This window comes from Pokkaliibacter sp. MBI-7 (assembly GCF_029846635.1).
In the GTDB taxonomy this organism is placed as follows: domain Bacteria; phylum Pseudomonadota; class Gammaproteobacteria; order Pseudomonadales; family Balneatricaceae; genus Pokkaliibacter.
Window position 1 is genome coordinate 3,305,484 of the sequence record NZ_JARVTG010000001.1, and the last position, 15,244, is coordinate 3,320,727.

The window sequence follows — 15,244 nt, forward strand, 5'->3', positions numbered from 1 at the left end:
GAGTAGCGCGTTATGAAAACAGCATTGAAAATCGGCGTCCTGCTGCTGGCAGGCGGCATGGCGGGTGTTGCACTGGCCGACAATCCTCCTCCCATCACGGCCAAAGTGGTGCCACAGGAGCAGCAACAACAGCAGGACCGTGATCATCAGGACCACAAACAGTCCCGTGATGAGCACAAGAACGATCACAACAAGGCAGCCAATAACGCGCCTTCGTACAACAAACAAGGTCACGAGACCAGCAAGGAACAGCATAAACCCAAGCCCGTTACCGCCAGGGTAGAGCACAAGCCCACCAAGGCCCAGGGCCGGGTAGTGCGTCACATTCGTGATGATATCTATGAAGTGCGGGCCGACGGCCGCCTGATGCAGGTGCGCATTCCCACCAGGGTGATGGCCAGCCACCGCCTGCGCCCCAATGATGAGATCATCATTCAGGGTAACGATTTCGTGAACAGCATCCTGATCGTCACCAATCTGCTGATGCCTCCACGTTAATCGCTGGCAATAGTTACCCCATATACAAACAACGGCAGCCTCTCCCTGCCGTTGTTTGTTTCTGAGCTGTCCATGTCAGTAGGTTGAGTTGGGCGTCAGTTCCGGGTTGACGTCGCCGTACACCTCTTCCGGGTCAATCCCGCCTTCCAGCAGTGCTTCACGCACTGTATTGATGTGCTCCAGTACCTTGTCAGTGCGGTCACCGTATTCGTAACGGGTCACTTCAATCGCCTTGGGCATATAGCAGAAGGCAATCTTCAGGGCGTCCAGCAGGTCGTTATGGTTCATCGCAGAGTCCTTGGCAGGTTTATCAGACAGTCAGCCTAGCATGTGTGGCTGCCAGTGCCTGCCTGCAAGCTCTGCAGACCCTGTACCGCCTACATGCCGACCACCTTCCGGCTTTCCTCAGACGATACCGCAATCCACCACAAAGCTCTGACCCGCACAGGCCCGGCTGTCGTCTGAGGCGAGGAACAGCACCATGGCAGCGATGTCGTCTGGCTGAATGCGGAATTTCAGCGCCTGCAGATCAAGGAACTGCTGGTCGATATCCGGATTGAGCCACAGTGCCTTCTGCCGCTCGGTCACCACCGCGCCGGGCAGAACCGAATTCACCCGAATCCCCTGCGGCCCCAGTTCACGGGCCATGGTCCGGGTCATGGCATGAATGGCGCCTTTGGCGGTGGTGTAGCCGACAATGCCGGGACGGCCGCGCAGCCAGCCGATGGAGCCCATATTGATGATGGAGCCCTTGCCCTTCATCAGTCGGGCCGCCTGCTGCATGGCGAAGAAGTGGTGACGCAGGTTGATGTTCTGGCAGTTGTCCCAGTATTCCGGGGTGACCTCATCCACTTCGTGGCGGTCATCCTTGGCGGCATTGTTGATCAGCACGGTGAGACCGCCCATGGCGGTGGACGCCTCGCTGATGCACTGCTGCAGACGGGCAATATCACGTACATCACAGGGAGCAAACCAGGGCGTGATGCCGGTTTGCTGTGCTGCGCGGGTGACCAGTGCCTCGGCGCTCAGCTCATCGATATCGATAAAGGCCACGCGGGCGCCCTGAGCGCAGAATGCCAGCACCAGATGTTCGCCGATGCCAGAGGCACCGCCACTGATAAAGACCTGCTGGCCGCTGAGGCTGGGGTAACGGTTGGTAAGGGTTGTCATCGTTGTAAGTCCGCCCTGTGATACCAAAAACAGAATGCTGTTGCGTCGCTGCCGCTGAATGCGGGCAGCACGCTGCCTGCCGGTGCAGCGTCTGCTGCACCGGGGAGATAGCGATGAATGTGAAAGTCGACGGTTATTGCGGGGTGATGCGGAAGCGTGGCTCCACTTGCCCGGCCACCTCGACAGCGACACTGAACAGCGCGCCGCTCAGTGGATAGTCGGCCAGTTCTGCCTCCGGGCGCTGGCCAACGCTGGTGATATACAGCGTCTTCAGATCGGCACCACCGAATGCCACCATGGTCGGGCAGCGCGCGGGGACGGCAATTTCCTGCACGATCTCGCCCGCAGGATTAAGCCGTACTACCCGCCCGCCCTCATACAGTGCGCTCCAGTAGTAACCCTCGCTGTCTACGGCCGCGCCATCGGGGCGACCATGGCCGTGGGGGAACTGATGGAACACCCGCCGGTTGCTGGCGGCACCCGTGCTGATGTCGTAATCGTAGACATAGATCACGTGGCGCGGGGTGTCGGAGAAGTACATCCGCGTATTATCGGGGCTGAAGGCCAGACCGTTAGCGGTATTGACGCCATCTTCCAGCCGCCTGACCGTCAGTGCCGGATCCAGGCTGTAGAGGCTGGCGCCCCCGGTCTTGCTTTTATCCATGGTGCCTGCCAGCAGACGCCCGGCTGCATCGCAGCGGCCATCATTAAAGCGGTTGTCAGGCAGATCGGCTTCCGGATCGCAGATGGGGCGCAGGGGTGCGTCCCAGCTGTCGATAAAGTAGAAGCCACTGCGCATGGCCAGCACGAAACCGCCATCGTCGCGCAGGCTGAAGCAGCCGATTTCCTGATCGAACTGACGAATGTCGTCAGTGTGGGTACGCGGATCGAAACGATGCAGCCGGAAGCTGTCGATATCGATCCAGTACAGGCACTGGCTCTTCTCATCCCAGCGCGGGCATTCACCCAGCCGGGCGCGCACATCCAGCGCGACCTGGACTTCGCTCATTTATCCACCCCGCCCATGCAGACGTATTTGATGTTGAGATAGTCATCGATACCGTACTTGGAGCCTTCACGTCCGACACCCGACTCCTTATAGCCGCCAAAAGGAGCAACTTCAGTGGAAATCAGGCCGCTGTTGACGCCCACCAGTCCGCTCTGCAGGGCTTCGGCAACGCGCCAGACGCGGCCGATATCGCGGGAATAGAAGTAAGCGGCCAGACCAAACTCGGTGTCGTTGGCCATGGCAATCACTTCGGCTTCATCATTGAACCTGAACACCGGCGCCAGCGGGCCGAAGGTTTCTTCGCGGGCAAACTTCATCTCGGTGGTGGCATCGGCCACGATGGTGGGCTCGAAGAAGCTGTAACCGAGGCTGTGGCGTTTACCGCCGGTGACTACCCGGCCGCCTTTCTGCAGCGCATCGCTGATGTGCTCTTCGACTTTCTCTACCGCTTTCATATCGATCAGCGGGCCTTGCTGCACGCCTGCTTCGGTGCCATTGCCGACTTTCAGGGCTTCTACCCGCTCTTTCAGTTTGGCGAGGAAGCTGTCGTACACCCCGGCCTGTACATACATGCGGTTGGCGCAGACACAGGTCTGGCCGCTGTTGCGGTACTTGGACACCATGGCGCCTTCGACGGCGGCATCAAGATCGGCGTCATCAAAGACGATAAAGGGCGCATTGCCGCCCAGTTCCATGGAGACCTTCTTCACTGTTTCGGCGCAGTCACGCATCAGCTTCTTGCCGATTTCGGTGGAACCAGTGAAGGTCATTTTGCGCACGACTGGGGAGTCCGTCAGGGTCTTGGCGATATCGGCCGCAGAGCCGGTAACCACGTTGACGACACCGGCAGGAATGCCGGCCATTTCCGCCAGTCTGGCCATGGCCAGCGCCGTCAGCGGAGTCTGGGACGCGGGCTTGATCACCATTGTACAGCCAGCAGCCAGTGCCGGGCCGACCTTGCGGGTAATCATTGCTGCGGGGAAGTTCCACGGGGTAATGGCGGCGCAGACACCCACAGGCTCTTTCATTACCAGCAGACGGCGATCGTTGCCGATGGTCGGAATCACATCGCCGTAGATACGTTTGGCTTCTTCCGCGAACCATTCCAGAAAGGACGCCGCGTAGACCACTTCACCGCGGGCTTCGGTCAGAGACTTGCCCTGCTCACTGGTCATGATCAGGGCCAGGTCATCGGCATTGGCCAGCAGCAGGTCATTCCATTTACGCAGTAACGCTGAACGCTCCTTCGCCGTTTTCGCCCGCCAGGCAGGCAGCGCCTTGTCGGCGGCAGCGATGGCGGCCTGAGTTTCTGTGCTGCCCATCTTCGGTACGCGGCCGACCAGCGCATTGCTGGCAGGATTGGTTACGTCGATGGTGGCGCCACTGTCGGCATCGCACCACTCGCCGTTGATGTAACACTGGGACAGCAGCAGGGCAGGGTTGTTCAGGGTCAGCATAATGGTCCTCATCGCACAGTTTATCGTTATCAGTACATCACCACAGGTGGCCGGTGGGATGGCTTTCAGGTAGCTCAGTCCGCTGGTGCAGTCAGTTCAGCTCCACCAGATAGTGGAAATCATCACTGCGCACCCGGCTGGTACGGTACTCCACCGGTTTGCCATCCAGCGCTTTGGCAATACGCTCCACTACTAATACTGGGGCCCCGGGTGGGATATCCAAGGCAGCCGCATCGTCAGTGTTGGCCAGATCGGCTTTGATACGGTCGCAGGCCTTGTGCACGTTGACCTGATACTGCTGCTGATAAAAGTGATAGAGCGAATGGGGCAGCTCAGGCAGCAGATGCAGATCACCAAACAGGGCGTGCGGCAGCAGGATCTCTTCGCGGATACAGGGTTTGCCGTGCATCGCACGCAGGCGGTCAATACGGATCACCGGGCTGCCTTCAGCCAGGTTCAGTGCTTCGGCGATGCGCTGGTCGGCAGCGATTCTGCTCATACCGCGCAGCTGGGCATTAGGCAGCTCGGGGGTGCCGCCATCGGCGACGATATGGAAGAAATGGAACAGGGTCTGCTGCAGGGTGTGCTCGGACACGAAGGTGCCCACTCCCTGACGACGGAACAGGATATGTTCATCGGTCATGGCGTTCAGGGCCTTGCGTACCGTGCCCTGGCTGACGCCAAACAGATCAGCCAGCTGAAACTCACTGGGCAGCATCTCGCCGGCCTTCCAGCGGCCTTCAATAATGTACTGGGTAATCAGCTGCTGTACCTGTTTATACAGGGGCTGATACTGCGGGCCGCCGCTGGGGCTACCCGACGCAGATTGTGTAGGACTGGCTGCTGAACTTTCCATCATGCTGCTCTATCACCTGTAGACCGCTGTGTTTTTCGCCCTGCTGAAGAGGCGCTTCAACAGCGTCTGAATTCGATTTGGACATGCTGCTTTATTCCACAGATAGCGAATTTTCGCTACCGGAAGCGCATCACTGGCGGTATTTCGCTGCAAGGCTGCGCAGTCGCTTCACCTTTTTTGCACCCTCTGAGTGAGAAGTTTTTGCTCGGGGGTTGCCAGTCGTTTTAATTTCATGTCTTATATAAGACATATAACACATGATAGCAGAGCACCCGTCAAGGGCTTTGCTGAAGTAAGGCCAAAATCAGCCTCAACCTGTTTGGCCGACACCGGACAAGAATAAAGAACGGGCCTATGACCAAGACACTTGAGAACCTGCGCAGCCAGCGCTGGTTTGCCGCGGACAACATGCGTGCCTTTGCCCACCGTCAGCGTACCCAGCAGACGGGCTATCGCCGTGAAGAGTTCATGGGCAAGCCGGTGATCGGCATCATCAACACCTGGAGCGATATCAGTACCTGTCACAAGCACCTGCGTGAGCGGGCGCAAAATGTGCGCGAAGGTATTATTCGGGCGGGTGGTTTTCCGCTGGAGCTGCCTGCCATGTCGCTGGGCGAGGTGATGGTCAAACCGACCACCATGCTGTATCGCAACTTCCTCGCCATGGAAGTGGAAGAGCTGCTACGCAGCCACCCCATTGACGGGGCGATTCTGATGGGCGGCTGTGACAAGACCACCCCCGGCCTGTTGATGGGCGCTTTCAGTATGAATCTGCCGGCTATCTACATTCCTGCCGGTGCGACCCTGAGCGGCTGGTTCAAAGGGCAGAAGATTGGCACCGGCACCCATACCCGTAAGTTCTGGGACGAGAAGCGTGCCGGCAATCTGAGCGAGCAGGACTGGCTCAGGCTGGAGTCATCCATGACCCGTTCCCACGGCACCTGCAACACCATGGGTACCGCCTCGACCATGACCGCGATTGCCGAAGCACTGGGCATGACACTGCCCGGCGCCTGTACTATTCCGGCGGCCGATTCTGCCCACCCGCGGATGTGCTCGCTGGCCGGTGAGCGCATCGTGCAGATGGTGTGGGACGACCTCAAACCCAGCGATATCGTCAATGAAGCGGCCTTCGACAATGCCCTGATTACCTATATGGCCATGGGCGGCTCGACCAATGCCGCGGTGCATCTGCCCGCGATGGCCGGTAGGCTGGGGATCAGACTGCCTCTGGAACGGCTGGATTACTGGTCACAGCGGATTCCGGTGATTGCCAACTTGATGCCTTCCGGCAGTTATCTGATGGAAGACCTGTTCTACGCCGGTGGTCTGCCAGCACTGATGAGCCGTCTGGCGGGCTATCTCAATCTGGAGCAGCGCACCGTCAACGGCCGTACCCTCGGTAGCAATCTGGAAGACGCCGAGATCTATAACGATGACGTGATCTGCACGCTCGATAATCCGATTACCAGTCAGGGCACGCTGGCTGTGCTGAAAGGCAACCTCAGCCCGACCGGCGCCGTGCTCAAACCCTCCGCAGCAACCCCGGCCCTGCTGAAACATCGTGGACAGGCGCTGGTGTTTGAAAACCACGCCGAAATGAATGCCCGTATTGATGATCCGGCGCTGGCGGTGGATGCCTCTACGGTACTGGTGCTGAAAAACGCCGGGCCGCAGGGCGGGCCGGGCATGCCGGAGTGGGGGGGCCTGCCGATTCCGAAGAAGCTGCTGCAGCAGGGCGTGCGTGACATGGTGCGCATCAGCGATGCGCGCATGAGCGGCACCCACTTCGGTACCTGTGTACTGCATGTGACCCCGGAATCCTATATCGGTGGCCCGCTGGCACTGGTGCAGACCGGTGACTGGATTGAGCTGGATGTGGATGCCCGTCGTCTGCATCTGTGCGTCGATGATGAGGAGCTGGCGCGCCGCAAGGCGGCCTGGCAGCCGCCGCAAGCCCATTACGAGCGCGGCTATGGTGCCATGTTCAGCCGTCATGTGACGCAGGCTGATCAGGGCTGTGACTTTGATTTTCTGCAGGGCAATGCGCCCGTTTCCGAACCGGAGATTTTCTGATGAGCCTGAACAATACCTTTAAAAACAAACTCCTGGCTGGTCAGCGTCAATTGGGTGGGTGGAGCCTGTCGGGCAGCGCAACCATTGCCGAGGCCATGGCTCATCTGGATTACGACTATCTGGTACTGGACCTGGAACATGGTCCCAGCAGTACTCAGGATTTACTGCAGTTACTGCGCGCCGTGGAGCAGACGACCACCCAGCCGGTAGTGCGTATGGCCAGCCATGACCCTATTGCCATCAAGCAGGCACTGGATCTGGGCGCCATGAACCTGTACTTCCCCTTTGTCGAAAACGTCGCCGAAGCCGAAGCCATCGTGCAGGCGGCTTTCTATCCTCCCGCCGGGCGTCGTGGTTTTGCCAAAATGCACCGCGCCAGTCGCTACGGCACCCGTACCACCTATGTCGAAGACGCTAACGATGCCATCTGCCTGATGGCGCAGCTGGAAACGCCCGAAGCGCTGGCTCAGGCGGTTGAGATTGGGAAGGTGCCCGGCATCAGTGCTGTGTTTATCGGCCCCGGTGATCTGTCGGCTGCGCTGGGCCTGCACGGTCAGGTCAATCACCCGGAAGTGCGTCAGCTGGCTGCTGACACCGTAGCGCGCTGCCGCGAGGCCGGCATTGCTGTGGGCACCGTCGTGCCGGCACCTGCTGATGCGGTATGGGCGTTCGGGGTGGGTTTCAGCTACGTCTCCATTGCTAATGATGTGGCCAGTCTGCTGACCAAGTGTCGCGAACATCTGGCCGACGCCCGCCAGGGGCTCGGGGAGGCGCTATGACCGGCCTCAATCTGCTGCGCAACGGACTGAGACGGCTCAATCTCGGCCTGCTCAGTATCGCCAAATACCTGTCACTGACACTGGTGGCGGTGATGACGCTGGTGATCCTGCTGCAGGTGGTGTGCCGCTATGTGTTCAATGATGCGCTGGCATGGACCGAAGAAGCCGGGCGCTACATGATGGTGTGGATGACCTTCATCGCCCTGCCCATCGTCTGCTACAAGGGCCAGCACGCCGCACTGGACTTCTTCTCCCACCTGCTCTGGCGGCGTACCCGCTATTTACTGGAGATCGTGCTGTATGTGCTGATCATGGTGGTGCTGTTCTTTGCACTGGAGAAGAGCTGGCTGTTTGCCAGCAAGGGCGCGCGCATTTTCGCCACCTCGCTGCCTATCACCAAGTACTGGGTCTACCTGTCGATGCCTATCGGTTTTGGCCTGTCGATGCTGGTGTATGTGGAACTCATTCTTGACGCCATCACCGGATTGTTACCGGAGCGGCGTCAGGCACAGCTGCAGGCCCAGCCGGGTCAGGCGCTGTGGAAGCAGCTGTAAGGAGGGCCTAAGCATGTCTCTGGCATTTTTCTGGGTACTGCTGGCGTCCATGGCGATTGGCCTGCCGGTGGCGTTTGCGATGTTACTGGCACCGGGCATCAGTCTGGTGCTGGAAGGCAAGGAAGCCTTCTTCCTGATGCTGACGCAGCGACTGTATAACGGGATCGACAGCTTCCCACTGATGGCGGTGCCGTTCTTTATGCTGGCCGGCGAGATTATGAACCGCAGCGGTATCACCCTGGGGCTGGTGAACTTCAGTCAGGCGTTTATCGGCCATCTGCGCGGCGGGCTGGCACAGATCAATATTCTCTCTTCCATGCTGTTTGCTGGCCTCAGTGGCTCCGCCGTGGCTGACTGTTCGACCCTTGGCAAGATGCTGATTCCGGCCATGGAGCAGAACGGCTACAGCCGCAAGTTTGCTGCGGCCGTCACGGCAGCGTCCTCCATCATCGGGCCGATCATTCCGCCCAGCGGCATCATGATTCTCTATGCCTATGTGATGAACGTGTCGGTCGGCGGTTTATTCGCCGCAGGCATTGTGCCCGGCGCAATGATCGGTGGCGGCATGATGGCCATGACCTGGCTGCTGGCCAAACGCCGTAACTATCCGGTCGCGGCCGAGAAGGCCAGCTGGAAACAGCGCGGCAAAGCCACCAAGGAAGCGTTCTGGCCGCTGATGACACCGGTGATTCTGCTCGGCGGTATTCTTTCGGGCATTTTCACCCCTACGGAAGCGGCAGCGGTATCGGCAGCCTATGCGCTGGTGATCAGCCTGCTCAGCCGGGAGATGACCTGGAAGGATCTGCCGGGGGTGCTCTATGACACGGCCAAAAGCTCTGCGGTCATCCTGTTCCTGGTGGGGTCTGCGGTGGCGTTTTCCTCGGTCGTCAGCCTGTCCGGCACGCCGCAGAAGATCGCCCAGCTGGTGCTGGAAGTCACTCACAACCCACTGCTGCTGTTACTGATCATCAATATCGTGCTGCTGATTGTCGGCATGTTCCTTGATGCCGGCCCGGCGATTCTGATTCTGGGTCCGATTCTTGGGCCGGTACTGATGCAGAACGGCATTGATCCACTGCACTTCGCCATCGTTATGTGCGTGAACCTGACCATTGGTCTGGCGACGCCGCCGATGGGGCTGGTGCTGTTTGTCGCCTCCAGTATCAGCAACACCCGGGTGGAAACCATTGCCCGCGAGATGTTGCCTTATCTGGCGGTGCATATCGCGGTGATTGCACTGATCACCTATATCCCGGCGTTGACCCTGACGCTGCCAAGACTGTTCGGTTTTGCCGGATAACAGCCGTGCCCGGCGTGGTCGGGCCTGCTGCTACTGTAACGATGCATAAAAACAACTATGGAGTACCCGTTATGCCGAAGCATTCCACACTCAAACCTGTTGCTGCAGCCGTCAAAACACTGGCTCTGGCTGGCCTGCTGGGTGGCGCCGCACTGAATCCGCTGGCCGCCAGTGCCGCCGATTTCACCTTCAATCTGGTTCATCTGTCCAACACCGATGATGAAGACTACGACGGTGCGCTGGTATTCAAAGACTACGTGGAATCACACTCCAACGGACGTATTGCGGTGCAGCTCTATCCCGGTGGTCAGCTGTGTGGTGCGCCGGTGGAGTGTATCGAGTCGCTGCAGTCCAATCTGATTCAGATTTTCCAGGCCACCACCGGCGGCGTTTCCAACGTATTCCCCGAAATTCAGGCGCTGGACGTGCCCTATATGTTCCCCTCTGACCGGGTGGCCGAGTGTGCTCTGGGTGGCCCACTGGTCGGCGAGCTGCGTGAAGAAGTGCTGAAGCGCACCGGCTCCATGCGTCTGATGACCATCGGCAATACCGGCGGCTGGCGCAACTTCGCCACCGTCAGCAAACAGATCAAGAGCCCGGCTGACGTCAAAGGCATGAAGATCCGTACCATCAACTCCCCGATTCAGATGGAGCTGGTGAAGAACATGGGTGGCACCCCGACACCGATCGGCTGGTCTGAGGTCTACACCTCACTGGCCACCGGCGTGATCGAAGGCACCAAGAACGGCATCACCGACATCATGAGTGCCAAGCTGAACGAGCACATCAAGTACATCACCCTGGACGGTCACGGCTACATGGGCTCCATGTGGTGGATGAATCAGGAGGCCTTTGCCGAGCTGCCGGATGATCTTAAGCAGGTCGTTGATGATGGCTTCGACGCGCTGCGCTGGACCACCATCGTGATGCCCAAGCGTCGCCAGATTGAAGCTTACGAGGCGTTCAAGAAAGGCGGCGGCACGGTCTATACCCCGTCCGAGCAGGAGAAGGCCGAGTTTGTCAAAGCCGCCGAGCCGATTCACAAGTGGTTTTCCGACCAGTACGGCAGCAAGTGGCTGGATACCGTACAAAATGCGGTCAACAGCTGTGAAGCCAGCCTGAAACCTGCTGGCTGATAACACCTTCATAGCCGCGTGCGCGGCAGGCGGTAAGCCATCGCTTACCGCCGCTATTCAGTAGTACCGATATGAGTAGTTACCCTGTCTCATCTGCGCTCCGGTGCAGGTGACGGGGAGCTGCTGCCCTGAGAAAGACTGATTCGAGACGATGACGATGGACTTTACCGAGTTTCAACGCCTGCAGGGTCTGACCCTGAGCCGACAGGACCACCAGCAGGTGTACTTCAGCTGCGGTGAACATGTGCTGGAAGTGACGGCCTGGACGCCGACCACTCTGCGTCTTCGTTGCCTGAGCGGTGGCGATGTGGCGGGACGTGATCAGCGGCTGGCGGGTTACGGTCTGCTGGCCAGTCAGGCCAGTGGTCGCTTTCAGGCGGTACGTGAAGTACAGGGCGGCTTCGAGCTGGATACCGGTGCCTGCGTACTGAAGCTGGATGCCGATACGTTCCGGCTGGAGCTGCATCGCCATGGTCAGCTGCGTCTGCAATCGGTCACTGATGAACATTTCCGCGGCTGGGCGCGGATACCTAATCTGGCCCGTCATGAGACCAGCGGCCACTGGATGCTGAGTCTGGCACTGCAGTCGGATACCGCCGTTTATGGTCTGGGTGAGAAATTTACAGCCCTTAACAAGCGCGGTCAGCTGGTCACCAGCTATGTGGAGGACGCGCTGGGGGTCAATACCGAGCTGGCCTACAAAAATACCCCCTTTGCCTGGAGCCCTGAAGGCTGGGGCCTGTATGTGCATACCACGGCCAACGTGCAGCACGGCGTCGGCTATGGCCAGTGGAGCCATCGCAGCTACGGGCTGGTGGTGGAAGAGCAGGTGCTGGATGTCTTTCTGTTTGCCGAAGACAGTCCGGCGGAACTGCTGCGGGCCTACACCGATCTGACCGGTAAGGCTCCAGCGGTGCCACTGTGGTCACTGGGCGTCTGGGTCAGCCGTGCCTATTACCGCACCGAAGAGGAAATCATGGCCGCCGCCAACGAGCTGCGCGACAAGGATTTCCCGGCTGACGTCATCACTTTCGACGGTCGTGCCTGGCAGGACACACCAACCCGTTACAACTTCGAGTGGGACCCTAGCCGCTATCCTGACCCCGCGCGTGTGGTCAGTCAGCTGAAAGAACTGGACTTCAAGGTCTGCTGCTGGGAATACCCGCTGGTTTCGGTCAACAACAAGGACTTCGAGGCGATGTCTGCCAAAGGCTGGTTCCTCAAGGATCAGCACGGCGACACCCTGCGTTATGCCTGGGATACCTCGGCCAAGACCAGCCCCTTTGGCAATGTACTGACGCCGCTGCCGGTGTCGGGCATTCTCGACTTTACCCATCCGGATGCTTACGCCTACTGGCGTGACAAGCACAACGAGCTGTTTGCCGTGGGTGTCGATGTGATGAAGGTAGACTTCGGCGAGCAGGTGCCCGCTGAGGCTGTTGCTTACAACGGCGAGTCGGGCCGTCTGCTGCATAACGTCTATCCGATGCTCTACAACCAGTGCGTCTATGAAGCCAGCGCCGGCTTCCATGGTGATCAGGCCTGTGTCTGGGGCCGCGCGGGCTGGACGGGCAGCCATCGCTATCCACTGCAGTGGGGCGGTGATCCGCAGAGCGACTGGGAAGGTCTGGCGGGTAGCATCCGCGGCGGGCTGTCGTGGGGTATGAGCGGTGCGCCTTATCACTCCACCGATGTGGGTGGTTTCTACGGCAAGGAGCAGCCCAGTGGTGAGCTGTATCTGCGCTGGGTGCAGGCCAGCATCTTCTCTTCCCACTTCCGTATTCACGGCATCGGCATGCGTGAGCCCTGGTGCTTCGGGCCAGAGATCGAGCAACTGGCGCGTGCCCAGTTCAAGTTCCGCTACCGTCTGATTCCCTATCTGATGGGCGCGGTGGAGGAGGCTGTGCGTACGTCTCAGCCGGTGATGCGCGCCATGGCCATGGCGTTCCCCGCCGATGTGATCGCCCGTCAGTTCGAGACGCAATTCATGTGCGGCCCGTCACTGCTGGTGGCTCCAGTGCTGCAGGCTGGTGGCAAGGTGAAGGTCTGGCTGCCGGAAGGTGACTGGTATCACCTGTGGAGTGGTCAGCATTATCAGGGCAATCAGCTGCTGGAGCTGAGCGCTGATCTGGAGCAGATTCCGGTGTTCGGTCGTGGCGGTCATGCCCTGCCACTGGGGCCAGAAGTGTCTCATACCGGACAGATCTCAGCCGATGCGCTGATCAATGAGCTGGTGTGCTTTGGTGAGGTGACTGCGCCGATCTGTATCTGGCAGCAGGCGCTGCGTCTGCAGGATGGCCAGCTGCACAGTCAGCAGCAGGCCGACATTGTGCTGCGCCAGCTGGCAGAGGGCTGAGCATGGGCCTGACCGACAGTCTTCTGACCCTGCTGATCATTGCCCTGGGCAGCTATATGCAAACCCTGACCGGGTTTGCCTTCGGCCTCATCGTGATCGGCGGGATGACGCTGTTGGGTCTGGCACCTATTGCCATGGCGGCCTTTGTCGTCAGCTTTCTCAGTCTGTTCAACAGTGTCATAGCGCTATGGGGGCACGGGGCGAAGATCCAGCGCGGCTGGCTGGCGCGCATGTTCCTCGCTGCAGTGCCGACCATGGCGCTGGGCATCTGGGGTTTGTCCCATCTGGGACAGGCTCAGGCACGGCTGCTGGAGGGGCTGCTGGGGCTGATCATCATCCTGTGCAGCGCACTGATGATGCTGAAACCGGAGCCCCGGCAGACGCCGTCGGCAGGCTGGGCGTTTTCCCTGTCGGGGATGCTGGCCGGGGTGATGGGGGGGCTGTTTGCCACCTTCGGCCCGCCGGTGGCCTATATCATGTATCGCCAGCCGCAACCGCTGGAGGCCATCCGTGCCACGCTGCAGGCGCTGTTTATCAGCACGGCCATTGCCCGTATTGCCATGGCCTCAGGGGTGCAGCAGCTGGACAGCCAGACGCTGCTCCTGAGTCTGCTCGGGATGCCGGTGGTGTTTGTCGCTACCCTGCTCGGGCGGCGTTACCGCCTGCCTGTCCCTGAACTGGCGCTGCGGCGGATGGCGTTTATCCTGCTGATGCTGACCGGTGTCAGTCTGATGATCAGTGCACTGCGCTGAGTCGGGACAGAGGCTGTAAGCCTCAGCTCCGGGTAGGTTTCTCCAGCTCGTACAGGGCATCGGTAATATTTTCCATACGCTCGGCGATCAGTGCCTGCGCATCATAGAGGCCGCGGTTGTAAAAGAACGGGCCAATCTCTTCGGCAAAGAAGGTCAGTAAAAACTGGGCATCGAACTGACCGATGTCCTGTTGCAGTTCCTCGCGAAAGTACAGCTTGATCTTCCGTACCAGTACATCCTGCTCTTCTTTGGAAAAACTGATCTTGCTCACCATGGGCTCCTGCCAGCAGAGGGGAGGAGTCAGTGTGGCGTGGGCGGGCGAAATGTCCAGCGAACGGGTCGCTGTGTTGTAGGTGTGACTGTGTGTGGGGAAGGGAAACTGAGCGGAGAGCACGTGGTGCTCTCCGCCCGGGATGAGCCGGTTACTGCACCTGTTTCAGCCAGGAATCGCTTTCAAACCACTTCTGGTACAGACGGTCAAAGCTGCCGTCACCCTTGATCTGCGACAGGAAGTTGTCGAGGAAGTTGAGGGTATCCACATCACCACGACGCAGGGCAATACCCAGTGGTTCGTAGGTGAAGGGCTGATCCAGATGCACCAGCTTGCCCTTGTTCTGCTGAACATAGATGGCGTTGTAAGGCAGGTCGTAGACAAAGGCATCGGCGTTGCCATTGATCACTTCCAGCACCGCTTCGGCTTCGGTATCGAACAGACGCAGCTCTGCGTTGGGCAGGTAACGCTTGGCAGCATATTCCGAGGTGGCACCCAGCTTGGTCGCAATCTTGTATTTGCCGTCATTGAGATCCTTGTAGGAGTGGATCTTGTCTGCCAGATCAGGACGCAGCAGCAGGCTCTGGCCGATCACCATATAGGGTTGGGTGAAGTTGACCTGCAGGTTGCGCTCGCTGGTGATGGTCATGCCATCCATGATCAGGTCGATCTTGTTGGTCAGCAGGGCAGGGATGATGCCATCCCAGGCAGTGTTGACGACGGTCAGCTTGACGCCCATGGCTTTGGCCATGGTGCGGGCCAGATCAATGTCAAAACCAACGATGTCGCCATTCTTGTTCTGCATGGCGAAGGGCACATAGCCCGCATCAACACCGATACGCAGCTCGCCGCGCTGAACGATGTCATCAAGGGTGGAGGCCGCATAAGCCTGGGACAGCAGCGTGCTGAACAGCAGGCTGGCAAGCAAAAATAACTTCTTCATGCAGGTATTCCAGAATTCAGAGCAGGTTGACGATAGAAGGTAACCGCCTTCTGTCGGGCGGTTTCTGCCGCATGCCGGTCAATGCCT

Annotated in this window: 15 protein-coding genes; 8 read left to right on the plus strand and 7 right to left on the minus strand. The window is 59.4% G+C overall.

What is annotated here, in order from left to right; genetic code table 11:
- Positions 1-12: 12 nt before the first annotated feature.
- Complete coding sequence (locus tag QCD60_RS14660; RefSeq protein ID WP_279786523.1) at positions 13-498, plus strand: hypothetical protein; 486 nt, start codon at positions 13-15, stop codon at positions 496-498.
- A 75-nt stretch (positions 499-573) separates the two neighbouring features.
- On the opposite strand, the gene QCD60_RS14665 is transcribed toward QCD60_RS14660, so the two are convergent.
- The 5 genes from QCD60_RS14665 to QCD60_RS14685 all read right to left on the minus strand — a co-directional run bounded on the left by QCD60_RS14665 (position 574) and on the right by QCD60_RS14685 (position 4,993).
- Positions 574-786, minus strand: coding sequence for a hypothetical protein (locus QCD60_RS14665; RefSeq protein WP_279786525.1), 213 nt, complete (start codon positions 784-786; stop codon positions 574-576).
- Positions 787-903: 117 nt separating this feature from the next.
- Positions 904-1,668 carry an SDR family NAD(P)-dependent oxidoreductase gene (locus QCD60_RS14670; protein WP_279786527.1) on the minus strand — a complete coding sequence of 255 codons (765 nt, stop codon included), beginning with the start codon at positions 1,666-1,668 and terminating at the stop codon, positions 904-906.
- A 133-nt stretch (positions 1,669-1,801) separates the two neighbouring features.
- Positions 1,802-2,677 (minus strand): SMP-30/gluconolactonase/LRE family protein, encoded by an 876-nt coding sequence (locus tag QCD60_RS14675; protein ID WP_279786529.1) that lies wholly within the window; start codon positions 2,675-2,677, stop codon positions 1,802-1,804.
- A complete protein-coding gene (locus QCD60_RS14680) occupies positions 2,674-4,134 on the minus strand; it encodes an NAD-dependent succinate-semialdehyde dehydrogenase (RefSeq protein WP_279786531.1) in 1,461 nt (486 codons plus the stop codon). Before QCD60_RS14680 ends, QCD60_RS14675 begins: the two co-directional genes overlap by 4 nt.
- A gap of 91 nt (positions 4,135-4,225) precedes the next feature.
- The gene (locus tag QCD60_RS14685) at positions 4,226-4,993 is read right to left on the minus strand and encodes a GntR family transcriptional regulator (RefSeq protein WP_279786533.1); all 768 of its coding nucleotides are present in this window, start codon (positions 4,991-4,993) and stop codon (positions 4,226-4,228) included.
- Between the two features lie 351 nt (positions 4,994-5,344).
- Between QCD60_RS14685 and araD the strand changes: the two genes are divergently transcribed.
- The 7 genes from araD (at position 5,345) to QCD60_RS14720 (ending at position 13,943) form a co-directional block, all read left to right on the plus strand.
- On the plus strand, positions 5,345-7,066 hold the full coding sequence (araD, locus tag QCD60_RS14690; protein WP_279786535.1) for an L-arabinonate dehydratase: 1,722 nt from the start codon (positions 5,345-5,347) through the stop codon (positions 7,064-7,066).
- Positions 7,066-7,845 (plus strand): aldolase/citrate lyase family protein, encoded by a 780-nt coding sequence (locus QCD60_RS14695; protein WP_279786537.1) that lies wholly within the window; start codon positions 7,066-7,068, stop codon positions 7,843-7,845. Before araD ends, QCD60_RS14695 begins: the two co-directional genes overlap by 1 nt.
- The gene (locus tag QCD60_RS14700) at positions 7,842-8,399 is read left to right on the plus strand and encodes a TRAP transporter small permease (protein ID WP_279786539.1); all 558 of its coding nucleotides are present in this window, start codon (positions 7,842-7,844) and stop codon (positions 8,397-8,399) included. The genes QCD60_RS14695 and QCD60_RS14700 overlap by 4 nt, the downstream gene beginning before the upstream one ends.
- Positions 8,400-8,412: 13 nt before the next feature.
- Positions 8,413-9,699 carry a TRAP transporter large permease gene (locus QCD60_RS14705; RefSeq protein ID WP_279786541.1) on the plus strand — a complete coding sequence of 429 codons (1,287 nt, stop codon included), beginning with the start codon at positions 8,413-8,415 and terminating at the stop codon, positions 9,697-9,699.
- Positions 9,700-9,770: 71 nt separating this feature from the next.
- The gene (dctP, locus tag QCD60_RS14710) at positions 9,771-10,835 is read left to right on the plus strand and encodes a TRAP transporter substrate-binding protein DctP (RefSeq protein WP_279786543.1); all 1,065 of its coding nucleotides are present in this window, start codon (positions 9,771-9,773) and stop codon (positions 10,833-10,835) included.
- 151 nt (positions 10,836-10,986) lie between these two features.
- A complete protein-coding gene (locus QCD60_RS14715) occupies positions 10,987-13,191 on the plus strand; it encodes a TIM-barrel domain-containing protein (RefSeq protein WP_279786545.1) in 2,205 nt (734 codons plus the stop codon).
- Between the two features lie 2 nt (positions 13,192-13,193).
- Positions 13,194-13,943, plus strand: coding sequence for a sulfite exporter TauE/SafE family protein (locus QCD60_RS14720; protein ID WP_279786547.1), 750 nt, complete (start codon positions 13,194-13,196; stop codon positions 13,941-13,943).
- A 22-nt stretch (positions 13,944-13,965) separates the two neighbouring features.
- On the opposite strand, the gene QCD60_RS14725 is transcribed toward QCD60_RS14720, so the two are convergent.
- Positions 13,966-14,337 carry a DUF2164 domain-containing protein gene (locus QCD60_RS14725; protein ID WP_347950207.1) on the minus strand — a complete coding sequence of 124 codons (372 nt, stop codon included), beginning with the start codon at positions 14,335-14,337 and terminating at the stop codon, positions 13,966-13,968.
- A 28-nt stretch (positions 14,338-14,365) separates the two neighbouring features.
- Complete coding sequence (locus tag QCD60_RS14730; protein WP_279786549.1) at positions 14,366-15,157, minus strand: transporter substrate-binding domain-containing protein; 792 nt, start codon at positions 15,155-15,157, stop codon at positions 14,366-14,368.
- Positions 15,158-15,244: the final 87 nt, after the last annotated feature.